Below are 23370 nucleotides of genomic sequence, written 5' to 3' on the forward strand. Positions count from 1 at the left end.
GAGTTCCGCCCGGACCGTCCTGCCGTGGCGGGCATGGCGTGTGCCCCGGTGTTCACCGGCACCGACGTCACCTTCCGCCCGGGCGGGTCAGCCACCTGACCGCCCGCTCCCGTACATGCGGACGGCGGCACCCGTCCCCGGGTGCCGCCGTCCGCCGGTCAGGACTTCTTGCCCGCCGCCCGGTCGAGTGCCTTCTCCACGGCCTGCTCACCCTGGCCCAGGAGTTTCTTCTCGAGACTGTGGTCGCCCGACCGGCCGGTCCGCTCGCCCTGGGCGAAGCCGTCGGTGTCCAGGACCTGCCCGCACCACTCGCCCCGCCCGACCACCTGCCCGTCGAACGGCACCACAGCGCCCTCCCCGAGGGACACCCACCGCTTGTCCTCCCAGCGCAGCGCCAGGATGTAGGTGTGGTCCGGCACCACCCGCGGGGCGTCGCCCGTGAGCTGCGCGATCCTGGTCTTGCCGTCCGCGAGCAGCTTCCAGCCCTCGCCGATGTAGTCGAGGTCGGATCCGACCGCCGGGTGGGAACGGGCATCGGACGTGAACGGCTTGGCCTGAACGTCCAGTTGGACCGTCCGCTCGAGCCGGTAGCTCCCTCCCGCCAGTTCCTCGCGCCCGCTCTCCCGCTCCTGTGCCGCCTTGGCGACGACCACGACGTCCGCGTACTGCACCCAGTCACGGGCCGTCTCGGACGGATACCGGTTCACCGCGAGCCCGCACCCGTTGACCGTGTCCAGCCCCGGCCAGCCGGTCAGCACCCCGGCCACCACACCGACCACAGCCACGACGCCGACGACGGGACGGCCCGTCGCGCGAGCCGGTAAGAAATTTCTCCGCATTCGACGATCTTGATACGCGCATGATCAATCGACCGTGACGCCGGTCACATCAGCCGTCACAGCCCTGTCACGGGCCCGTCACAGACGGCCCGTACAACCATCGGGCAACCATCGGACAGCATTCGGACAGCCATTGGACAGCCGGAGAGCAACGGGCGGGCCTACAACCCTTGGTGTCCGCTGTGTGTCTTGCTGTTGCCGTGCAGGTGAACCGTGCGGCCAATCGCTCTTCGTTCCCAAGGAGTTGGGCATGTCCTCCCGGAGACTGCAGATATCCGCCGCGGCCGCTGCCGCCGCTGTCATCGCCGTGGTCGGCACCTTCCCCGCCACGGCCTCCCCCGGAGCGGGCGCCGCCGCTCCCGCCCGGGTCGACTTCGACGGTGACGGATACGCGGACATGGCGATCGCCGCCCCGGGCGGCACCGTGGGCGGCCGGGCCGGCGCCGGGTACGTCGCGGTCGTCTACGGCATGGCCGAGGGCCCGAACGGCGTGAAACGGCAGATCATCAGCCAGAACCGCTACGGCGTGCCCGGCACGGCGGAGACCGGGGACCACTTCGGCGGGCAGCTCACGGCCGCCGACCTGGACGGCGACGGCTACACCGATCTGGTGGTCACCACGCCCGGCGAGGACATCGGCAGTGCGCGGGACGCCGGTCTGCAGACCGTGCTGTGGGGTGGTCCGGGCGGGCTGGCCACCGCCGCCTCGCTCGGCCAGGGGCGGGACCGCATGCAGGCCGGCGACTTCGACGGCGATGGGCACATCGACCTCGCGACCCCGTACAAGATGCTGTACGGGCCCCTCACCCGGGCCGGTGGCACGGCCCGCACCACGCCCCTCGTCGATCTCGATGTGCGGATCACCGCCCTGCAGGCCGGCGACGTCGACGGGGACGGCATCACCGATCTGGTGGTCAGCAGCGGATCGTGGGACTCCGACGACGGGGGGAGCATCCCCCCGCCGCATCTGCAGCTGCTCAAGGGCACCAGCCGCGGACTGGTGGCGGGGCCGCCCCTCGCCTACGCCGACAGCGTGAACGCGGACAGCATCGCGATCGGCGACGTCGACGGCGACGGCCGGCAGGACGTCGTCTTCGGGCGCTCCACCGCGGCCGGCGGCGGCCTCGTGGGCGTCGTTCGCGGCACGGCCGACGGATTCGCGCCGAGGGCCAGGCTGATCGGGCAGAACACCGCCGGTGTGCCCGGCTCCGGGGAGAGCGGCGACGGGTTCGGCACCGACGTCCGCGTCGGTGACGTCGACGGCGACGGGTACGCCGACGTCGTCACCGGCATTCCCGGCGAGGACCTCGCCGGCCGCAAGAACGCCGGCGCCTTCGCCGTCCTGAGGGGAAGCGCGGCGGGGGTCACCGGCACCGGGGCCCGGGCCGTGAACCAGAACACGGCCGGGGTGCCCGGCACGGCCGAGAGCAACGACCGGTTCGGGTACCGCACCACCGTGGTGGGGCGGTACGTCGCCGTCTCGGCCGCCGGGGAGAACAGCGGCACCGGAGCGGTGTGGGTCTTCCCCACCACCTCCTCCGGCGTCACCGCGACGGGGGCGGTGACCTTCGGGCCCCACACCCTCGCCGCACCGGTGCCGGGAGCAGGGCTCGGTTCCGCCTTCGACCACTGACCCCGCCGGGCCGCCGGTCAGCGGGCGGCGAGCAGTTCGAGCGTGTCGATCACCCGGTTGGAGAAGCCCCACTCGTTGTCGTACCAGGCGACCACCTTGACGTGGCGGCCGTCGACCCGGGTGAGGGCCGAGTCGAAGATCGACGACGCCGGGTTCCCGGTGATGTCGGAGGACACGAGCGCGTCCTCGGAGTACTCGAGGATCCCGGCGAGGGGCCCCTCGGCGGCGGTGCGGTACGCGGCGAGCACCTCGTCGCGGGTCACGTCGCGGGCGACGGTCGTGTTGAGTTCGACGATCGAGCCCACCGGGACGGGCACCCGGATCGAGTCGCCCGACAGCTTGCCGTCGAGGTTCGGCAGCACGAGGCCGATCGCCTTGGCCGCACCGGTCGTGGTCGGCACGATGTTGACCCCGGCGGCACGCGCGCGCCGTGCGTCGCGGTGCGGGCCGTCCTGGAGGTTCTGCTCCTGCGTGTAGGCGTGCACCGTCGTCATGAAGCCGTGCTCGATGCCGGCGAGGTCGTCGAGGACGGCGGCCAGCGGGGCGAGCGCGTTGGTGGTGCAGGAGGCGTTCGAGACGATCGTGTGCAGATCCGCGTCGTAGGCGTCCGTGTTGACCCCGTAGGCGAGGGTGACGTCGGCGCCGTCCGAGGGCGCGCTGACGAGCACCTTGCGCGCGCCCGCGTCGAGGTGGACACGGGCGGCCTTGGCGGAGGTGAAGCGGCCGGTCGCCTCCAGGACGAGGTCGACCTCGAGCTCGGCCCACGGCAGCTGCGCCGGCTCGCGCTCGGCGAGCACCTTGATGCGGCGGCCGTCGACGACGAGGTCGCCGCCGTCGACGGAGACCGGGCGGCCCAGCCGGCCGGCCGTCGAGTCGAAGGCGAGCAGCCGGGCCAGGGTGGCGGGCTCGGTGAGGTCGTTGACGGCCACGATCTCCAGGTCGCTGTCGCGTTCGAGGAGCGCGCGCAGCACGTTGCGCCCGATGCGGCCGAATCCGTTGATGGCGATGCGAGTCATGAATGATGTCCCTTCCGTTTCGCCACCAGCCTCGCGTGCCGGGTCCGCCGGTGGCCGAGGCGTGAGCGCCACGGTTCGCAAGGATCCCGCCAAGCCGACGGCGGCCGGGCCGGGCGGCTACTCGCCCTTGGTGAAGGTGCGCCGGTACTCGCTCGGCGTGGTGCCGAGGATCTGCTGGAAGTGCATCCGCAGATTCGCGCCGGTGCCGAGCCCGACGTCGCCCGCGATCTGCTCGACGCCCCGCTCGGAGCGTTCGAGCAGTTCGCGTGCCCGGTCGATGCGGGCGCGCATCACCCACTGCATGGGGGTGTATCCGGTGTCCTCGGCGAAGCGGCGGGAGAACGTGCGCGCCGAGACGGCCGCGTGCCGGGCGAGCGTCTCGAGCGTGAGGGGTTCGTCGAGGCGGTGCAGGGCCCATTCGCGGGTGGCGGCGAACCGTTCGCCCAGCGGTTCCGGCACGCTGCGCGGCACGTACTGCGCCTGGCCGCCGCTGCGGTACGGGGCCGCGACCAGACGCCGGGCCGCGTGGTTGGAGGCGGCCACCCCGAGGTCGCCGCGCAGGACGTGCAGACACAGGTCGATGCCCGAGGCGGCGCCCGCCGAGGTGAGCACGCTGCCCTCGTCGACGAACAGGACGTTCTCGTCGACCCGTACGAGCGGGTGCCTGGCGGCCAGGGCCCGCGTGTAGTGCCAGTGCGTCGTGGCGCGTCTGCCGTCGAGCAGGCCGGTGGCGGCGAGCGCGAACGCTCCCGTCGAGATGGCCGCGAGCCGGGCACCCCGGGCGTGCGCGCCGAGCAGCGCGGCGACGACCTCCCGCGGCGGGTCCTCGCGGTCCGGGGCACGGTAGCCGGGGATGAAGACGATGTCGGCCCACTCCAGCGCCTCGAGGCCGTGGGCCACGTGGTACGACAGCCCGTCGCCTCCGGTCACCAGCCCGGGAGCCGCCCCGCACACCCGGACCTCGTACGGCATGCTCGCCCGGGTGGTGAAGACCTGCGCGGGAATGCCGACGTCGAGCGGCTTGGCGCCTTCGAGCACGAGGACGGCGGCACGGCGCAAGGGGGAGGGGGTGGACACAGCCACCAGGGTAAGGGGCCCGGAAGCCCTGTTCAGGCCGTCCGTGGGCGCAGGCGGAGGGTGAGGATCTGGAAGGGGCGCAGGGTGAGACGTACGTCCCCGTCGGCGACCTCGTGGCTCGCCGGGTCGGGCAGCGGGCGTTCCAGGAGGTCGGTGGTGCCGGCGGCGGCGAGGGGGAAGCCGGGGGTGAGGGTGGCGCGGGCGCGGACGCCCCGGGCCTCGTAGAGGCGGACCACCACGTCCCCGCTGTGGTCGTCGGCGAGTTTGACGGCTTCGATCACCACGCCCTCGTGGTCCACGGTGGCCAGCGGGGCGACGGGGGTGCTGCCCGGCCGGGTGCGTTCCGGAAGGTTGAGGTGGTAGCCCTCGCGGACGGCGTCGGAGACGCCGGCGCCGATCAGCAGGGCGTGGCGCAGACGGTGGGTGCCCTGGTCCTGGTCCGGGTCGGGGAAGCGGGCGGAGCGCAGCAGGGAGAGCCGGACGGTCGTGGTGGTGCCGCCGTCGGGCCGGACGTCACGGGTGATGTCGTGGCCGTAGGTGGAGTCGTTGACCAGGGCGCAGCCCCAGTCGCGTTCGCCGACGTGCAGGAAGCGGTGGGCGCAGACCTCGAACTTGGCCGCGTCCCAACTGGTGTTGGTGTGGGTGGGGCGCTCGACGTGGCCGAAGGGGATCTCGGCGGTGGAGTGCGCGGCGCGCACGTCCAGCGGGAAGGCCGCCTTGAGGAGCTTCTCGCGTTCGTGCCAGTCGACGACCGTGTCGACGTCGAGCCGTCGGGAGCCGGCCGCGAGGCTGAGGGTCTGCTCGATCCGGGACGCGCCGAAGGTCCGTACGACGCGTACGGCGCCTCCGTCGACGACGGTGACCGACTCCGCCTCGGTGAGGTCGCGGACGGTGTTGCGGTAGAAGGCGTCGATGTCCCAGGCGTCCCACTGGTTGGGGAAGTCCTGGTGCAGCTGGAGCAGATTGGCACGGGCGCCGGGAGCGAGGGCCTCGCGGGCGGCGCTGAGGTCGTAGGCGGAGGTGATCAGGCCGTCGGCGTCGATCACCACCCTGACCAGGCCGTTGTCGAGGACGAAGCCGTCTGCGGTGGCGAGCGGGGGTACGGGGGCCGAGGTGTCCTCGGTGCGGGGTGCGGCGCCGAGGGCGGGGACGCCGGCGCGGGCGTGCGGGGCGGCGTTGAAGACGAGGGTGCCGTCGCCGTCCGCGGCGAGTGTCTGCTGCGCCGCGTCGATCAGCCCTTCGAGTTCCCGGGCGACGGCCGTGTACGTCTCCTCCGCCTCGCGGTGCACCCAGGCGATGGAGGTGCCGGGCAGGATGTCGTGGAACTGGTGGAGCAGGACCGTCTTCCACAGCCGGTCCAGGGCGTCGTACGGGTAGGGGTGTCCGTGCCGTACGGCGGCGGTGGCGGCCCACAACTCGGCCTCCCGCAGCAGGTGTTCGCTGCGCCGGTTGCCCTGCTTGGTGGCGAGCTGGCTGGTGAGGGTGCCGCGGTGGAACTCCAGATAGAGCTCGCCGGACCAGACGGGTGCGCCACCGGCGGCCTCGTACTCGGCGTGGGCACGCTCGAAGAAGTCGGCGGGGCCCTCGACGGCGACGCGCGCGGAACCCTCCAGGTCGGCCGTACGGGCGGCGCGGGCGAGCATCTCGCGGGTCGGACCGCCGCCGCCGTCGCCGTAGCCGAAGGGGATGAGGGAGCTGTTGACGGCGGCCTTCTCCTGGAAGTTCCGCACGCTGTGCGCGACTTCGGCGCCGGACAGCTCGCCGTTGTAGCTGTCGACGGGCGGGAAGTGGCTGAAGATCCGGGTGCCGTCGATGCCCTCCCACCAGAAGGTGTGGTGCGGGAACTTGTTGGTGGTGTTCCAGGAGATCTTCTGGGTGAGGAACCAGCGCACCCCGGCGAGTTTCATCAGCTGCGGCAGCGCGGCGTTGTAGCCGAAGGTGTCCGGGAGCCACATCTCCTCGGTCTCGACGCCGAACTCGTCGAGGAAGAACCGCTTGCCGTGGACGAACTGGCGGACGAGCGCCTCACCGCCGGAGATGTTGGTGTCGGGTTCGACCCAGAGGCTGCCGGTGGGCAGGAACTGCCCGGTCTTGGCCTTCTCCTGGGCGCGGGCGTACACGTCGGGCCGGTGCCGCTTGAGCCAGGCGAGCTGCTGCGCCTGGGACATCACGAACTTGAACTCGGGGTGGTCGTCCATGAGTTGGGTGACATTGGAGACCGTACGGGCGACCTTGCGGACGGTCTCGCGCAGCGGCCACAGCCAGGCGGTGTCGATGTGCGCGTGTCCGACGGCGGAGATGCGGTGGGCGCTGGCGTGGGCGGGGGCCGCGAGGGCGGGGGCCAACGCGGCACGGGCGGCCGCGGCGGTCCCGCCGATGTCGTGCAGGTCGACCGCGTCCAGGGCGCGTTCGGCCGCGCGCAGGAGTTGCCAGCGGCGCGGGGAGTCGGGGGACAGCTCGGGCATGAGCTGCTCGACGACCTCGAGGTCCTGGACGAGTTCGTACACCGGCCGGTCGACCACCGCGAGGTCCAACCGCTTCAGCCGGTAGAGGGGTTCGCCCGGGTCGGCGGCGGGGTCGCCGAGCCAGGGGGCGCGGCCGCCGACCGCGGTGGGGCCGAAGGTGAGTTCGCCGGGGGCGGTGTGCATCACCACGGGGTTCGCGGCGGCCTCGATGTACGCGGTGAACTCCTCGCCGCCCACGGCGGATTCGGTCACCGGCACCCAGGTGTTGCGCGGGTTGAGCGCCTTCACCGCGGTGCCGTCGGCGCGGTGGACGAGGCCCTCGGCGGAGAATCCGGCCGAGTGGGTGGCGAAACCGAGGTCGAGGACGGCCTCGACGGGCAGTCCTGCCCAGTCGTCGGGAATCGTGCCGCTGACCCGGAACCAGCTCGTCGACCAGGCGGGGCCCCATCGGTCGCCCGTCCTCGCCGGCCGGTAGGGGGCGGCCAGGCCCTCGGGCACGGGGACGGGCTCGCCGGGGACGTCCCAGACCTCGACCCGGAGCGGGACCGCGCGGGCGTGGACGGCGGGCCGGATGCGCTCGTTCAGCACCCGGCGCAGCCGCTGCTCGGTGAGTTCACGGTCGTTGTGCATGGATCTCTTCTCCGTGGGGGGGTGGGGGGCCTGCGGGGCTCAGCCCTTGAGGGCGCCGCCGAGCGCGAAGCCGCCGCCGAGCTTGCGGGACAGCAGGAGGTAGAGCATCACGACGGGCAGCGAGTAGAGGATCGAGAAGGCGGACAGCTGCCCGTACTGGGTCTGGTCGTGGGCACTGAGGAAGGTGAACACGCTGACGGACGCGGGGAGTTTCTCCGGGGACAGCAGCAGGATGAAGGGGACGAAGAAGTTCCCCCACATGCCGATGAAGGTGAAGATGGTGACCACGGTGACGCCGGGCCGCATCAGCGGCAGGACGACCCGCCACAGCACCTGCATGGCGTTCGCGCCGTCGATGCGGGCCGCCTCCTCCAGGACGATCGGCACCGCGTCCATGAAGTTCTTCATCAGCCAGATCCCGAACGGCAGCGCGGAGGCGGCCAGGAACAGGGTCGTGCCGGGCATCGAGTCGATCAGGTTCACCTGCACGAACATGCTGTAGACGGGGATCATCACGGCGGTGATCGGAAGCCCCGTGGAGAACAGGATGGTGTAGAGGAAGGGCCGGTGCAGCCGCGAGCGGTAGCGGGAGAGCGGGTAGGCCGCAAGCACCGACACCGCGACCGTGATCAGGGTGGCGAAGCCGCACAGCAGCAGGCTGTTGAGCATCGGCCGGTAGGTGGTGTCCACGTTGAGGACCGCGTCGAAGTTGTCGAGGGTCAGCGACTTCGGCAGCTTCAGCCGGAAGGTGTTGAGGTCGCTGACCGAGGCGAGCAGCATCCACAGCAGCGGCAGGACGTAGGCCACGGAGACCGCCAGCAGGACGAGGTTCACGCCCAGGCGGCCGAGACGGGCGCGGCGCCGGCGCGACGAGCGCGGGGCGGCGGGGCGGTCCTTCGCGGGGGAGCCGGTGCGCGGCTTGACGGCGACGGCCATCAGTCGTCCTCCAGTCGGAGCAGCCGGATGTACACGGCGGAGAACAGGGCGCCGACCACCAGCAGCACGAGCGCGATGGCCGTGCCGTAGCCGATGAGGCTGTTCTGGAACGCCTGTTGGTACATGAAGACGGGGAGTGTCTCGCTCTTGTTGCCGGGGCCGCCGCGGGTCATGGTGTAGATCAGGCCGAAGACGGAGAGCGTCTGGAGCGTGATCAGCATCAGGTTGGTCAGGATCGACCGCCGGATGACCGGCAGGGTGACCCGCCACAGCCGCTGCCAGGGACCGGCGCCGTCCATCTCGGCGGCCTCGACGAGCTCGCGCGGCACGTCGTTGAGCGCGGCGGAGAAGACCATCATCGAGAACGCGGTGCCGCGCCAGACGTTGGCCAGGCAGACCGCCAGGATCGGCAGGGTGTAGAGCCAGTTCTGCCGCGGCAGGTGCAGGGCCTGGAGGATCGAGTTGAGAGAGCCCTCGTTGTAGAAGAAGGCGTACATCAGGTAGCCGGCGACGACCTCGGGCAGGACCCAGGCGGCGATGACGACGCCGTTGGTGAGTGAGCGGACCGGCTTGGACGCCTTCTCCATCAGGACGGCGAGGGCGAGCCCCAGGGTGTTCTGGCCGACGACGGCGGAGCCGACGACGAACACCAGGGTGAGCCGTACGGCATTGAGGAAGTCGCTGTCCTTGAACGCGCGGGTGAAGTTGTCGAAGCCGGTGAAGTGGGTGCCGGTGGTGCCGGTGAGCTGCATGTCGGTGAAGGCGTAGTACACGCAGTAGGCGATCGGACCGGCGAGGAAGACGGCCAGCAGGACCACGGCCGGCAGGAGCGGCAGGCCGCGCAGCAGACCGCGTACGGGCGCGGGAGCCCCGCGGGAGCGGCGGCGGCCGTCGCTCCCGCGGGGGGCTGAGGTCAGTGCGGTCACGAGGTGGCCTTGACCGTCTTGTCGTCGCCGACCGCGGCGGCCACGTCGCTGTCGTAGGTGGCGGCGGCCTTGTCGACGGAGGCCTGGCCGGTGGTCACGGACTCCATGGCCTTCTGGATGGCGGTGGAGACCTGGTTGTAGGTGGGCAGACCGGGCCGGTAGTGGGTGTCGGCGACCAGGGCGGTGAAGAACTCGTTCGTGGGGACGGCCTTCAGATACGTCGGGTCGGTGGCGACGTCGGTGCGGGTGGCGATGGTGGCGTTGAGCGCGTTCCATTTCGCCGAGCCGGTCTTCGTCTGGATGGACTCGAGGAACTTCCAGGCCAGGTCGGGGTTGCCCGCCTTCGCGGGGATCGACCAGGCCCAGCCGCCCGACATCGATGTCTTGCCCGGGGCCTGGCCGTTCTGCGTCGGCATGGCCGCCGTACCCATCGTGCTCTGCCAGGCGCTCCACGGCTTGGCGCTGGTCGAGCCCCAGTTGTTGGGCATCCAGGAGCCGTCGATGTCGATGGCGAGCTTGCCCTCGGGGATCAGCTCGGTGCCGACGGTGGTGCCGAAGTTGGCGCCGAGTGCCTGGTCGACGGACGGGCCGAGCTTCTCGCTGAAGACGGTGTGGACGAACGTCAGCGCGTCCTTGAAGCCCTGGCTGCCCACCACCCACTTCTTCTGGCTCGCGTCGTAGAGGGACTTGTCACCGGCCGGGGTGCCGTACAGCAGCATCTCGAAGCCCTGCATGGAGGACGCCTCGCCGCCGGCGGTGCCGGTGTAGATGTTCATGGGGGTGACGCCGGGCAGCTTCGCCTTGATCTTTCTGGCGGCGGCCAGCACGTCGGCCCAGGTCTTCGGCTGCCAGGGCACGGACACGCCGGCCTTCTGGAGGAGCTGTTTGTTGTACCAGATGCCGCGGGTGTCGGTGTTGTCCGGTACGCCGTACACCTTGCCGTCGGAGGCGCCGGTGACCGCGCCCTTGGCCGCCGCGGCGTAGTTCGACCAGTCGGCCCACTTCGCGGTGTAGGCGTCCAGGGGCTTGAGGTAGCCGCCCGCGATGTCGGAGTTGATCAGCGCGGTGTCCTCGTAGACCAGGTCGGGGGCGGTCGACGGGGACCGCATCATCAGCTGGATCTTGGTGTAGTAGTCGTTCTCGGAGGCGGTCACCGGGACGAGGTTCACCTTGGTACCCGGATTGGCCTTGGTGAACTCCTTCACCATCGAGGCGAGGTAGTTCGCCTGGAGCTTGTTCGCGCTGTTGAGGTTCTGCCAGTAGACGACCTTGATCGACTTGCTCGAGCTCCCGGAGGAGCCGGAGCCGCAGCCGGTGGCGGCCAGGGCGGTGACTGCGGTGAGGGCGGCGGCGGTGACGAGTTTCAGACGCACTGTGGTTCCTCCGGACGGAAAACCTGCGGGAGAGCCGCGCTGGGAGGCGGACCGCGACAGCTCACGCGGGGCGGCGCCCCCCCTCACACCACCTCGCGTGACCGGCCCTTCGACCCGGTTTGGTGGGCGACAGCTAAATCCAATGGATGGATTAAGTCAACGCTTCCGACATGTAAACTTCCGGCCATACCGGCGCGATGAGGGCATGATGTGGAGGTCAGGTGATGGGCAAGTGACGACGCTCGGCGGCACGAATCTGCCGCGGGTCGGCGGGTACAACCAGGCCGTCGTGCTGGACGCCATCCGTACCCGGGGCGCGGTCAGCCGGGTCGAGCTGGCCGCCCTCACCGGTCTGACCAACCAGACCGTCTCGAACGTCGTCCGCAAGCTGCTCGACGCCGGGCTCGTCACGGAGACCGGGTACGCCCCCTCCAGCGGCGGCAAGCGCCGCACCCTGCTCTCCCCGCGCCCCGACGGCGCCTACGCGATCGGCGTCCATCTCGACCCCGACTCCGCCGTGATCGTCCTGGTCGACCTGGCGGGCGAGGTGATCGTCAGCCGGCGGCTCAGGCTCACCGCCCCGGACGACCCCGCCGACGTCGTGGACCGGGTGGCCCGCGCGGCCCGGCGGCTGCTCGGCCGCTCGGCGGTGGACGCCACCAGACTGCTCGGCCTGGGCATCGCCGCGCCGGGACCGATCGACGGCTCCTCGGGCTGTGTGGTCTCGCCGCCGAACCTGCCGGGGTGGGGCCGGGTGCCCTTGGTGGAGATGTTCACCTCGGCCACCGGCCTGCCCGTCGCCCTGGACAACGACGCCACCGCCGCCGCGATAGGCGAGCGCTGGATCGGCGGCGAGTCCCGGGCCGGCAGCTTCCTCTTCATCTACCTGGGCACCGGCATCGGCGCCGGGATCGTCCTCGACAACACGGTGCTGCACGGCGGCACGGGCAACGCCGGGGAGTTCGGCCACATGCCCGTCGAACCGGGCGACCGGGTCTGCGCCTGCGGCGCCACCGACTGTCTCGGTCCCTACTGCAGTCCGGCCGCGATCATCGACGACCTGCTGCGCCTGCACGGCCGGGCCGCCGCCGACCGCATCGGGCTGACCGGCACCCCCGAGTCCCCGCACGACGACTGGAAGGCACTGCGCCGGGCCGCCCGCACCGGCGACCCGGACGCCGTCGACGTGGTGCGCCGCGCCGCCCGCCGGATGGCCCAGGCCACCCGGGGCGCCGTCAGCCTGCTGGACGTCAGCCGGGTCGTGCTGGGCGGCGAGGCGCTGCGCGGCATCGAGCCGATCCTGCTCGAGGAGATCGACCAGGCCGTCAACCGGACCTCGGTGGCCCGCTCCATCCGCCGCGTGACGATCGAGCGGAGCGTCATCGGCGACACCGTCGGCGCGATCGGCGCCGCGTCCCTGGTCCTGCACGGCAACTACGCCCCTGGCTGGCGCCTCCTCACCGACACGGCGAGCTGAGACGCGCGGGGCCCGTGCTCAGTGCGGGACCGGCGTCCGTCCCGGCGTCTTCGCCTGGGGCTCCCCGGCAGCCGGTGTGCCCCGGCCGCCCGGGTGGCGGAGGGCGCAGAAGTAGCCGATGCCGAGGGCGACGGCCATGCCGTAGAACACCCACTGGTTCGCCTCTGCGAAGTCCAGACGGATCGCCGACATCGCGTCGTGCATGGTCGTCGCGGCCCGGCCGTCGCCGTCGGGCGTGCGGGCGTCCGCGTTCCCGGTGACGGCCTCGGTCACGTCCCGGGCCACGGAGTGCGCCGTGTCCGAGGGCACCCCGCGCTGCCGGAGGGTGTCCACGACGTTGTCGGTCATGGCGTGGGTCAGCATGCTGCCGTAGACGGCGAGGCCCACGCCGGCCGCGTAGTTCCGGACGGTTCGGGTGACGCCGGTGACCGTGCGTTCCGGTCACCCGGCCAGTCTGCGCCGGCGCCGGTGGCGGCGCACGCCGGGCCTCCCGGCGGGCGGCGGCCGGCGTCCCGGGCGGGTGCCCGACGACCTTTGGGTATACGGGAGTTGAACACTGCGCGGGGAGGTCCGCGCGGCCCGCGGGGCGTCCCTACGCTGACGCGCGTGCCAGATCATCAGCAGGCGGGCCAGGACCGCCACGGCAGTGCCCGCGACCGGTCCCCGCTGGCGACCCGCGCGCCCCGGACCGCCGGTCGCAGCGACCGACCGAACCCCCTGCTGGGCCTTCAGCAGACCGCGGGCAACGCGGCCACGGTCGCGGCCCTGCACGGCGCGGGCCCCTCCACCGCCGGACGTCCCGGCGCCGGCCGCTCCACCGTCGGCCGTCCCACCGCGGGCCGCTCGCTCGATCCGGTCCTGGAGTCCATCGCGGAGGTCGACGACGACGCCCTGGAACTCCCGCCGTATCTGCGGTCCATGGAGGCCGGAGGGCTGTCGACGGCGTCCGGGCTCACCGGCCACGAGTTCGTCACGACCCTCCTGGCCGAGAAGACCGGGCACCGCGACGGGGTCGTCGCCGAGATCGGCGCGGAACTGGCGGGCCGGCCCGAGTCGTTCTACGGGCGCGGCCGGGCCTTCGCCGTCAACGGGGCCCGGGGCACCGACCGTTACGACGTGACGGTGAGCCTCTCCCCCGCCGACGACGACCGGCCCCCCGTCTTCCCGGCCGCCGGCCCGGACACCGAGGGCGCGGCCACCAAGGTGGACATGCAGCACAACACCTCCGCCGCCGTCGCCCACAGTGCGGGCTCGTCCGCGTCGAAGGGTGTGTCGTTCACCGCGTTCGGGCTGGTCCCGGCGGCGCCCGCGGTGTGGGCGGGCGCGGCGGCCACCGTCAACGCCCAGCCCTTCCAGTCGTCCCGGGACTCGCGCACCCAGCGCGGCGTGGCGGAGCCGCGGGTGCTGCGCAGCGACAAGGGGTCCGTGGAGGTGCCGCGCAAGGTGCGCTGTCTCGTGCGGATCAAGAAGGACGGCGGCCGCGCGGAGCGCTTCAGCAGGCCCGGCACGCTCACCATGCGGGTGCCGGTGGAGCATCTGGTGCCGGTCGCCGCGCAGGCGCCGCCGACGCCTGCTCCGGTGGAGGAGGACACGGCGCGGGCGGTGTCGCTGGCCGACTCCATGGCTCCGCTCGCCGTCTCCGACGACGCCGGCCCGCACCAGGGCGGCGGCGGGCTGTTCGACGCGGTCGCCTCGGCCCTACACCCGTCCCTGACCTGGCCAGGCGCCCCCGGCCGGGCCCGGCTGTACGAGGCCACCGCCACCTCGACGGTGCTGGAGGACCTGCCGCGGCTGCTGCGCGACGGCGTGGTCGGCGAGGATCTGACCAGCCGGGACGGCACCACCACCGGCACCTACCGGATGCGGGCCGCGATCACCGAGCTGGCGCCCGGCTGGAGCACCGGCAAGACCCAGCTGCGCACCCACCAGCAGGCCCAGCACGGGGTCACGGACACCGCGGCCAAGGGGCGCGGCGGTACCGTCGGCGTAGGTCCTGCGGCGGGGTTCGGCGTCCTCGGCAACGCGGCCGCCGTCCGCGGCACCGTCATGCCGGTGGCCGGCGCGCGCCAGGCGCGGTTCACGGTGGCCGAGCAGACCGTGTCCAGCAGGCAGGGCGCGGAGGTGCGCGGCGAGAAAGTGCTGTATCTGGGCACGGTCCTGTTCACCGTCGAGGGCAGCGGACCGGCCTCGCCGCTGACCCGGGCGCATGGCGGCGGTCGTACGGCGCACCACTCGATGCGGGTCTGGATCAGCCTGCGGGCAGACGAGGCCAAGGAGTTGGGGCTGCCGCTGCCGGAGGGCGTGACCGCCGGTGAGTTCGTCGAGCGGCCACCGGCGCCCACGACGACGGCCGAGGACGAGAGCCAGGGCGCGGGCAAGGGGAAGGGAAAGGCCAGGGCCGTCGACGAGCAGGCGGACGAGAGCGAGGCGCCCCGGCACCTCGTACGGCATCTGCCGTTCGGGGCGATGGGCTCCAGCGTGGCGATCAGCCGGCTGGACACCGCGCCGATGATGCGGGCCGTGCAGCAGTTGTTCGCCACCGATCCCCGGCTCGCCGGCTATCTGCCGGCGTTCGGCGAGGAGGAGCGCACACGTGAGCCGAGCCCGGAGGAGGCCGAGGTCCAGCGGCGCAACTACCGGGAGCTGGTCACCGTACTGTCGGAGACCAACCTGCGGGTCAACAAGGACCAGCTGCTGTCGTCGGGCATCCGGGTGCGGCTGCGCCGCAAGTCCCGCCTCCACACGCACGACGTGCAGGTGAAGGTGACCGGATCCCTGACGGAGACGGGCTATCGGGGCGACACCCGGGACTGGCTGGTGCGCTCGCACACGGGTGTCACGAGCAACGTGCAGAGCGGCCGCGCCAGTTCGCGGACCGTGTCCGGGATGGCGCTCGGCCAGTTCCGGCTGATCCCGGGCGCCCTGACGGCCTCCGTGCGCGGCGAGAAGGGGCGTACGACGACCCGTCGCGGGCAGGCCGGGCCGACCCTGCGCACCGACGTCCTCACCAACGGCTCGGAGACCGCGAGCGTGTTCGGCGGGTCGCTGAGCCTGAACGTCGGCGTCACCATGACGAGCCGGCAGCGCAAGACCGCCCGCACTCTGACCCCGGGCGCGCCGGGCCAGGACATGCCCACGGTCGAGGACATCGACACGCTGCCCCTCGACGCGCAGGACGTACGGCTGCTCACCCCCACGGCGTTCACCCTGGATGACGCCGGCAAGCAGCGGCTCGACACCGGGACGACGTCACGCAGGGCGCAACACCACGACAGGCCCGCGTCCTTCGCGGCCGCGGGCATCGGCGATCTGGCCGGGCTGGCCCCGCAGCAGCTGGGCGGCGGCGGGGTGCGGGACTGGACGCTGGTGGAGACGGTCGGCGACGGCAGGCCCGTGCGGGACCTGGCGTTCGACCTGCTGTCGCGGGCCGCCGCACGCAACCGTCAGGAACCCGACGGGCGCATCCGCAAGGACCGGGCGCTGGAGTCGGAGGGGCTCGCGCCGAGGCTCGCGATCGAGGAGCGGTTCAGTCCGCAGGCCGTGACGTCGGCGCTGCGGCAGGCGGTCTCCGCGGGCTGGGTGGTGCAGAACCTGCGCTACGCGCGCCGGCTGGCCGAGCTGAACGGCGCGGTCGGCACCCGGTTCGCGCTGACCGCCCCGCGGATCGTGCACCAGGGCACCGGGGCGGGCACCGAGACCTTCGTCCTGGGCGGGCACCAGGTCACCGGCCAGGAGGGCAGGAGCCACAACACCACGGTGCAGGGCGGGCTGACGGGCGCGGAGAACGGCACCGAGTGGCGGGTCGCCGAGGGCGTCGCGGCCGGCCGCACCCTGGGCCACGGCGACACCGCGGCGAACACGCTCGCCGGCACCGTCGAACGCAACGCGCACACCTCCCGCAAGAACCCGCTCTACCTCGTCCAGTGCGACCTCGTGGTGCGGATGGTCGCCGAGGTCGCCGTGACGGGCGGCGGCCCGTACGTGGCGCGCGGCGGCCGTACGGTGCCGGCGGGCGTCGCCGTGTGGCTGACCGCCGCCCAGCTGCGGGCGGCGGGGCTGAAGGTGCCCGGCGAGGAGGAGCGCGACGAGACGGCGGCCTCCGGCTCGGGCACGAAGGCGCCCGGCAAGGGGGACGCCGAGGCCTCGCGAACGGGGAAGACGCGCGAGGCCGCGGCGGCTGGTCCGGGCGGCACCGCCCCGGGCACCCGGCCGGCCCGCGAACCCTCCCTGGCCGCGGGCCTGCCCCTCGGCTTCGGCATGATCGAGGACCTGCCCGACTTCGTGCCGCTGCTGGAGGGGATCCGCGGCAGACTCGGCGCGCCCCTCGCCGACGACCTGCTGCCGCGCACCCGGCTGACGGACCGGAACGACAACGTGCAGCGGCTGCTGCGGGTGCTCGACCGGGACGGCTCGGCCGGACTGCTGTCGAGCGCGATGGACGGGGGCGTGGGGGTCGAGCTGTTCGACGGGCGCAAGCGGCCCTACCGGGCGGTGTTCAGCCTGCGCAGGACCGGACCGGGCACACACCTGGAGCAGGCCTCCGACGGCCGGGACATGGAGTACATCACCTCCGCCGCCGCCCAGCGGGCCGCCGCCCACGACGAGAGCGACACCCGGGGTGTCGAGGGGGTCCTCGCCGGTTCGGGGAAGCCCGAGGGCGGCACCGGGCAGCTGAAGAGCGCGGGGGCGGCCGCCGGCCTCGGCGTGTCGGCGAGCGACTCCCGGCGCTCCGTGAGCGTCGGGCGGGCCCAGCTGGGCGTGAAGACCGTCGCCGAGGCGTCGTCCGCGCCGTCCGCCCGGATGAAGGTACCGCTCGAGGCGAGCCTCGAGATCTTCTCGGGCAACCGCCGGACAGCCCTGTACAAGCTGACGGGCCTGAGCCTGGTCCATCGGGTCCTGGCCGCCGACCTGCGTGCCCTGGCGAAACTCTCCCCCGTGGAGCCCGAGCGGGTGGGCCGGCATGTCGTCCCCGTCGAGCAGACCGGCACCGAGCGGCTCGGCGCGTGGCGGTCCAACGGAGTGCGGCTGCCCATGGAGGCCCAGGTCAACGGGTTCCGGGGGGCGCCCAGGGTGCAGCAAGCGGTGGACGAGGCGGTCAAGCGGGCGGGCGGGAACGCGCGGTTCCGCACCGGCGGCGAGGCGCCGTTCCATCTGCTGCGCGAAGCCGTCTCCACGGAGTGGCTGACCGCCGCGCTGCCGTTGCTGACCGCCGCGGGCGTCGACCTCCCGCCGGTGCACGCGACCGGCGCCACCGGTCAGGACCTGCACACCTCGCTGCACGCCCGGCTGCGCCGGGGCCGGGTGCTGGGCGTGGGCGACAAGATGACCTTCGAGACCGTCGCGCAGAGCGGCCTCGACGCGCCGCGCCCGACGGGCACGGACGGGCAGCAGGCGAACGAGCACGGCAGGACGGCGCGCGGCATGTTCGGCGCGGGGGTGCTGAACGCCGACGAGTTCCGGACGAACCAGTTCCTCGGCACGATGGACGGCAGCGGCAGCGGCACCGACACGGCCGCGAACTCCGCCGGCTCGATGCCGCTGCACAAGCCCAAGTTCGAATCGGTGCTGGTGCAGTTCAGGCTGGAGGTGCGGGTGGTGGCGCAGGTGACCGACCGGGTGACGGGCCGGCGGTCGACGGCCGCGCAGGAGGTGGTCCTCCCCGACCCGGTGGTCGTCAGGATGCCCGCGCCGGTGGTCAAGCGGATGCTGGCCGACCCGTCCAACGAGGGGCTCCTGCGGGACCCGCGCAACCACCTGAAGCTGCGCGCCGAACCGGAGACCACCTGACGGCCCGCTGGACGACGGTACGGACAGGGCCTCCTGCGTCTGGCGCGCTGCGTGGTCGAGGACGGCCGGCCGCCGCGCCGGGCTGCCGAGCGTTTCCAGGTCTCACCGACCACCGCCCGGCGCTGGGCCGACCGCCACCGCCGACTCGGCGAAGCAGGCATGGCCGACAGCCGCCGCCCTGCCCGTGTCCGGCGCCGCGGACGGGTTCCGGGGGCGTGGGCACCGCGCCGATCACCGGGTGGGCGGTCGCCGGCCGCGGTCCGCGTGGTAGGGGACGCCCGGCGGTGCGACGCTGGAGGGTGAGGCGTCGAGCAGCCACGAGCCGGGAGGGCCGATGGGTCGCGATGTCCCGGCGCTGGTCTTCACCCGCGAGGACCGCCGCCGTTACCGGATCAAGATGCAGGAATGCCTCGACGTCCTCGCGCAGATGCTGCGCGAGGAGCGGTTCGAGTCCGGGCGGCCCCAGGTGGGGCTGGAGATCGAACTGAACCTGGTCGACGACGAGGCCGAGCCGGCGATGCGCAACACCGAGGTGCTGGACGCGATCGCGGACCCCGCCTGGTCGACCGAGCTGGGCCGGTTCAACCTGGAGATCAACGTGGCGCCGCGCCGGCTGACCGAGGGCGGTCCGGACGCCTGGGAGTCCGAGATCCGGGCCGCGCTCAACCACGCCGAGGAACGCGCCGGGTCGGCCGACACCCGGCTGATCATGATCGGCATCCTGCCCACCCTGCGGCAGAAGGACGTCGGCGAAGGAGCGCTGTCGGAGAACGCGCGCTACCGGCTGCTCAACGACCAGGTCTTCGCGGCGCGCGGTGAGGACCTGCGGATCGAGATGGACGGGGTCGACCGGCTGCGGACGTACGCCGACACCATCACCCCGGAGGCCGCGTGCACCAGCACGCAGTTCCACCTCCAGGTCGAGCCGCGGGAGTTCGCCCGCTACTGGAACGCGGCGCAGGCGATCGCCGGAGTACAGGTGGCACTGGCGGCCAACTCGCCGTTCCTGTTCGGCAAGGAGTTGTGGCACGAGAGCCGTATCCCGCTGTTCGAGCAGGCCACCGACACCCGCCCGCAGGAGATCAAGGTGCAGGGGGTACGGCCGCGGGTGTGGTTCGGGGAACGGTGGATCACCAGTGTCTTCGACCTGTTCGAGGAGAACCTGCGCTACTTCCCGGCGCTGCTGCCGCTGTGCGACGAGCAGGACCCCGCGAAGACCCTGGACCAGGGCGACATCCCCGAACTGGGCGAACTCACCCTGCACAACGGCACGATCTACCGCTGGAACCGTCCGGTGTACGCCGTCGCCCACGACCAGCCGCACGTACGCGTGGAGAACCGCTGTCTGCCGGCCGGGCCGACCGTCGCCGACACCCTCGCCAACGGCGCGTTCTACTACGGCCTCACCCGCGCCCTGGTCGAGGAGGAGCGGCCGGTGTGGTCCCGGATGTCCTTCCAGGCCGCCGAGGACAACCTGCACCAGGCGGCGCGGCACGGCATCGAGGCCCGGCTGTACTGGCCCGGGACGGGCGAGGTCCCGGTCCCCGAACTCGTGCTGCGCCGGCTGCTGCCGCTGGCGCACCGCGGCCTGGAGCGTTCCGGCATGGACGAGGCGTGGCGGGAGCCGCTGCTCGGCGTCATCGAGCAGCGCTGCGTCACCGCCCGCAACGGGGCCGTCTGGCAGAAGGAGACCTTCCACCGTTTCGCCGACGCCGGTCACGCGGGCCGCCACGAGGCGCTGCGCCGGATGACCCAGCTGTACATCGACTACATGCATCTCAACGCTCCGGTGCACACCTGGCCGGTCGACTGACCCGGCGGCGGGCATCGGCGTACTGATCACGGGAGCCGGGCCGGTCGGCCCGAGTGCGGCCGCCGAGGCCCTCTCCGGCCGCCTCGCCGCCCTCTTCATGCGGACACCGGCCCGGCAGTGAGCCCGTCACGGCCGTGCGGGCAGGGTGTCCAGGCCGGTTTCGCGCATGATGCGGTCGACGGTCCGGGACAGGGTGCTGTCGGCGCCGATGACGGTCTCGACGTCGTCGGGCAGCAGATCGAGCTCGCGGTACCAGTCGCGCAGTTGTGCCTCGCCGACCTCGTGGGCGATCGGTTTGGTGGCGTGCCGGGCGAGGGTCTCCTCCCACGGCACGTGCAGATAGTAGGCGTGGGTGGGACCTCGGTGCTCGGTGCGCAGCCGGGCGAGCATCTCGCCGTAGCGGTCGGCCTGCAGGATGCCTTCGAGGACGACGTGGTAGCCGGCGTCGAGTGCGTAGCGGGCGACGGTGTCGATGAGGCCGATGTTCGCCGCGCCGGGACGGTCCCTCTCCCGCAGGACGATCCGGCGAAGGTTGTCCTGTCCGACCAGGGCCACTCCCCGTCCGAACCGGTGGCGGACGCCTGCCGCGACCGAGGACTTCCCGGAGGCGGAGTTGCCGCGCAGTACGACGAGCCGGGTCTCTGTGGTGCCCACCATCACCGGGCCAGAGTAGCGTCGGAGGTCCGGAACGACAGGAAACGTGAACTGCTGTACGGAATCGTCTTGTTGGGACGTAGGTCGTGCTCTGACCGATGCACTCCCCGACCAGAGGACGGAAACGTCGTCGCGGAGCACGGCGGTCTCGCCCGCAGGCCGTGACGTGCGGGCGCGGGCGGCCGCGCCGGTCTGCGCAGGGGCGGGGACCGGCACGGCGGCCGCTACACGCCCGTGTCGAGATGGTCGGCGACCAGCGCGGCGAACTCGTCCGGGGTGGCCAGGCGCACACCCAGTGACTCGGCCTTGGTGCGCTTGGAGCCTGCGCCCTCTCCGGCGACGACCAGTGCGGTCTTCCTGGAGACGCTGGAGGAGGCACGGCCGCCCGCCCGTTCGACGAGTTCGTTCATCTCGCCCCGGCTGAGCTTCTCCAGGGGGCCGGTCATCGCGCCGGTGATCACCACGGCCATGCCGGCCAGCGGACCGGCCGCGGCCGGCTCAGGGGACGGCTCGTCCGCGGCGGGCGGGGGCGTGGCGCCCGGTTCGGTCATGTTGACGCCGGCCGCGGTGAGCCGGTCGATGAGCGGGGCGAGTTCGGCGAGTTCGGCGACGATGGACGGGGCCTTCTCGGTGCCGATGCCCTCCACCCGCCGGATCGCCTCGGCGTCGGCGGCGCGCAGCGCGTCCATGGTGGCGAAGTGCCGGGCGATACGGCGGGACATGGAGCGGCCGGTGCCGCGGACGCCGAGGGCGCACAGGACCCGGGACAGGGGCTGTCCCTTGGCTCTGGTGAGGGCGCCGAGGAGGTTGTCGGTGCTGGTCTCCCCCATGCGCTCCAGACCGAGGAGCTGGTCGCGGGTGAGGGTGAACAGGTCCGCGAGATCGGTGACCAGGCCGGCCTCGACGAGCTGCACCACCCGGGTGTGGCCGAGGCCCTCGATGTCGAGCTGGTCGCGGCCGGCGGCGTAGGAGAGGGAGGCGACGAGGTGGCAGTTGCGGCCGTTCTCGCAGCGCCAGCGCTGTTCGCCGGTGTCGATGCCGGCGCCGCAGCGGGGGCAGGCGTCGGGAAAGGCGATGGGCTGTTCGTCGCCGGTGCGCAGATGGGCGACGGGGGCCTCGATGCGGGGGATGACGTCGCCGGCCCGGTGGACCATGACGTGGTCGCCCAGGCGCAGGTCGCGGCGGGTGATGTCGGCCGGGTTGTGGAGGGTGGCGTAGGTGATGGTGGAGCCGTCGATCTCGACCGGTTCCAGGACGCCTCTCGGGGCGATGATGCCGGTGCGGCCGACGTTCCACTCCACCGCGAGCAGGCGGGTGATCTTCTCCACGGCCGGGAGTTTGTAGGCGATCGCCCAGCGCGGGGCCCGCGAGCCCGATCCGGCGGCCCGCTGGTCGGCCGCCAGGTCTGCCTTGATCACGATCCCGTCGATCCCGAACGGCAGGTCCGCCCGCAGGGCGGCGATCTCCTGGACACGGGCCAGGACCTCTTCGACGGTCGTGGCCGTGGTGCCGGGCACCGCGGTGGTGGCGGTGGTGTTCACGCCGTAGCCGCCGGTGCGGGTCATGAGCTCGCTGTGGGCGCTCTCGGTGAGGGCGTCGGCGAGCGTCGGGTCGGTGCCGGGCAGGGGCAGCAGGCCGTAGCCGAAGAACGTCATGGGCACGGTGTAGGCGCGGTCCTTGGCGCGCAGGGTGCCCGCGGCGGCGCCTCGGGGGTTGGCGAAGGGCTGTCCGCCGTGCGCGGTGCGCACCTCGTTGGCGTGCTCGAACTGGGCGGTCGTCATGAGGATCTCGCCGCGCACCTCGACCGTGACGGGCTCGGTCAGCCGGTCCGGGAGGCCCTCGACGGTGCCGATCGCGTGCGAGACGTCCTCCCCGGCCGTCCCGTCGCCGCGGGTGATCAGCCGGGTCAGCCGGCCTTGGGAGTAGCGGGCGGCGATCGCCAGTCCGTCGAGCTTGGGCTCCACGCTGAACCGGGTCACGTCATGGCCGGCACGGCGGGCCAGTGAGGCGGTCCAGGCGGTGAACTCCGGCGCCGAGAACACGTTGTCCAGGCTCAGCATCGCGGTCGTGTGGGGCACGTCCCCCTCCGCGGCGCCGCCGGCGACCTTGCCGGTCGGCGAGTCGGGCAGCACCTGCCCGGGGTGTTCGGCCTCCCATGCCGCGATTCCCCGCACCAGCCGGTCGTAGGCGTCGTCGTCCAGCGCGGAGGTACCGCCCGCGTAGTAGGCCGCGGCCGCCCGCACCGCGTCCTCGACCGCCTGCGCGTAGGCGACGGCATCCACGATCACTGCACCAGGTGTTGTCATGCGGCTCATCCTGCCTGCCACCACTGACAACGCCCCCGCGCCGGACTGTCAGGCGGCGCGGGCGCCCCGGTCACGGACGACGCGCAGGGCGGGTACGCGCGGCGGGCGCGGGGCCGCGATGGGGGCGCGCCCGACCGAGCGGACCCGGTACGTCGTCCGGTGGGGGTCGGCCACGGGCTCGCCGAGCGATATTCGGCCTGCCGCCTGCAGTCGGTCGCACTCCTCGGTGGGCAGGGCGACGTAGCAGCCGCCCCGGCCGGTCGCGGAGTCCAGCGGCCGCCAGTAGCTGTATCTGCGGCGCCCGTTGGTGTGCACGGTGACGAACACGGGGTGGCGGGCGTCGCAGATGATCCGCAGGACCTCGGCTTCGGCACGGGTCAGCGGAGTGCGGGCGGGCGACTGATCGGCGGCGGGCGGCATCGGCGGTGACCTCTTCTC

At 72.7% G+C, this 23370-nt stretch carries 14 protein-coding genes and 2 pseudogenes; 5 read left to right on the forward strand and 11 right to left on the reverse strand.

What is annotated here, in order from left to right; translation table 11 throughout:
- Positions 1-158: 158 nt before the first annotated feature.
- On the reverse strand, positions 159-785 hold the full coding sequence (locus ABT057_RS29765) for a hypothetical protein (RefSeq protein WP_352346701.1): 627 nt from the start codon (positions 783-785) through the stop codon (positions 159-161).
- Between the two features lie 304 nt (positions 786-1089).
- On the opposite strand from ABT057_RS29765, the gene ABT057_RS29770 reads away from it, so the two are divergent.
- A complete protein-coding gene (locus tag ABT057_RS29770) occupies positions 1090-2472 on the forward strand; it encodes an FG-GAP and VCBS repeat-containing protein (protein WP_352346702.1) in 1383 nt (460 codons plus the stop codon).
- Between the two features lie 17 nt (positions 2473-2489).
- On the opposite strand, the gene gap is transcribed toward ABT057_RS29770, so the two are convergent.
- The 6 genes from gap to ABT057_RS29800 all read right to left on the reverse strand — a co-directional run bounded on the left by gap (position 2490) and on the right by ABT057_RS29800 (position 10895).
- The gene (gene gap, locus ABT057_RS29775; RefSeq protein WP_352346703.1) at positions 2490-3488 is read right to left on the reverse strand and encodes a type I glyceraldehyde-3-phosphate dehydrogenase; all 999 of its coding nucleotides are present in this window, start codon (positions 3486-3488) and stop codon (positions 2490-2492) included.
- Positions 3489-3605: 117 nt separating this feature from the next.
- Positions 3606-4565, reverse strand: a complete 960-nt coding sequence (locus ABT057_RS29780) for a GlxA family transcriptional regulator (RefSeq protein ID WP_352346704.1) — start codon at positions 4563-4565, stop codon at positions 3606-3608.
- Between the two features lie 32 nt (positions 4566-4597).
- The gene (locus ABT057_RS29785; protein WP_352346705.1) at positions 4598-7660 is read right to left on the reverse strand and encodes an alpha-mannosidase; all 3063 of its coding nucleotides are present in this window, start codon (positions 7658-7660) and stop codon (positions 4598-4600) included.
- A 39-nt stretch (positions 7661-7699) separates the two neighbouring features.
- The gene (locus tag ABT057_RS29790; protein ID WP_352346706.1) at positions 7700-8596 is read right to left on the reverse strand and encodes a carbohydrate ABC transporter permease; all 897 of its coding nucleotides are present in this window, start codon (positions 8594-8596) and stop codon (positions 7700-7702) included.
- Positions 8596-9513: a carbohydrate ABC transporter permease gene (locus tag ABT057_RS29795; protein WP_502973985.1), complete on the reverse strand. Its 918-nt coding sequence runs from the start codon at positions 9511-9513 to the stop codon at positions 8596-8598. The genes ABT057_RS29790 and ABT057_RS29795 overlap by 1 nt, the downstream gene beginning before the upstream one ends.
- 5 nt (positions 9514-9518) lie before the next feature.
- Positions 9519-10895 carry an extracellular solute-binding protein gene (locus tag ABT057_RS29800; protein ID WP_352346707.1) on the reverse strand — a complete coding sequence of 459 codons (1377 nt, stop codon included), beginning with the start codon at positions 10893-10895 and terminating at the stop codon, positions 9519-9521.
- A 232-nt stretch (positions 10896-11127) separates the two neighbouring features.
- Between ABT057_RS29800 and ABT057_RS29805 the strand changes: the two genes are divergently transcribed.
- Entirely contained in the window at positions 11128-12372 is a 1245-nt protein-coding gene (locus ABT057_RS29805) for an ROK family transcriptional regulator (RefSeq protein ID WP_352346708.1), read from the forward strand.
- Between the two features lie 18 nt (positions 12373-12390).
- On the opposite strand, the pseudogene ABT057_RS29810 reads toward ABT057_RS29805, so the two are convergent.
- Positions 12391-12801: pseudogene (locus ABT057_RS29810) on the reverse strand (MFS transporter); the annotation flags it as partial.
- 177 nt (positions 12802-12978) lie between these two features.
- On the opposite strand from ABT057_RS29810, the gene ABT057_RS29815 reads away from it, so the two are divergent.
- The 3 genes and pseudogenes from ABT057_RS29815 to ABT057_RS29825 all read left to right on the forward strand — a co-directional run bounded on the left by ABT057_RS29815 (position 12979) and on the right by ABT057_RS29825 (position 19972).
- Positions 12979-18159: a hypothetical protein gene (locus ABT057_RS29815; RefSeq protein WP_352346709.1), complete on the forward strand. Its 5181-nt coding sequence runs from the start codon at positions 12979-12981 to the stop codon at positions 18157-18159.
- A 33-nt stretch (positions 18160-18192) separates the two neighbouring features.
- Positions 18193-18390, forward strand: a pseudogene (locus tag ABT057_RS29820) (helix-turn-helix domain-containing protein); the annotation flags it as partial.
- Between the two features lie 103 nt (positions 18391-18493).
- The gene (locus ABT057_RS29825; RefSeq protein WP_352346710.1) at positions 18494-19972 is read left to right on the forward strand and encodes a glutamate-cysteine ligase family protein; all 1479 of its coding nucleotides are present in this window, start codon (positions 18494-18496) and stop codon (positions 19970-19972) included.
- A gap of 126 nt (positions 19973-20098) precedes the next feature.
- Here the strand turns inward: ABT057_RS29825 and ABT057_RS29830 are convergent, their stop codons facing one another.
- The 3 genes from ABT057_RS29830 to ABT057_RS29840 all read right to left on the reverse strand — a co-directional run bounded on the left by ABT057_RS29830 (position 20099) and on the right by ABT057_RS29840 (position 23352).
- Entirely contained in the window at positions 20099-20629 is a 531-nt protein-coding gene (locus tag ABT057_RS29830) for an AAA family ATPase (RefSeq protein ID WP_352346711.1), read from the reverse strand.
- Positions 20630-20850: 221 nt separating this feature from the next.
- Positions 20851-22941, reverse strand: coding sequence for an NAD-dependent DNA ligase LigA (gene ligA / locus ABT057_RS29835; protein ID WP_352346712.1), 2091 nt, complete (start codon positions 22939-22941; stop codon positions 20851-20853).
- Positions 22942-22980: 39 nt separating this feature from the next.
- Positions 22981-23352 (reverse strand): hypothetical protein, encoded by a 372-nt coding sequence (locus tag ABT057_RS29840; RefSeq protein WP_352346713.1) that lies wholly within the window; start codon positions 23350-23352, stop codon positions 22981-22983.
- Between the last annotated feature and the right edge of the window lie 18 nt (positions 23353-23370).

This window comes from Streptomyces sp. NPDC002588, assembly GCF_040295925.1.
Taxonomy (GTDB): Bacteria; Actinomycetota; Actinomycetes; order Streptomycetales; family Streptomycetaceae; genus Streptomyces.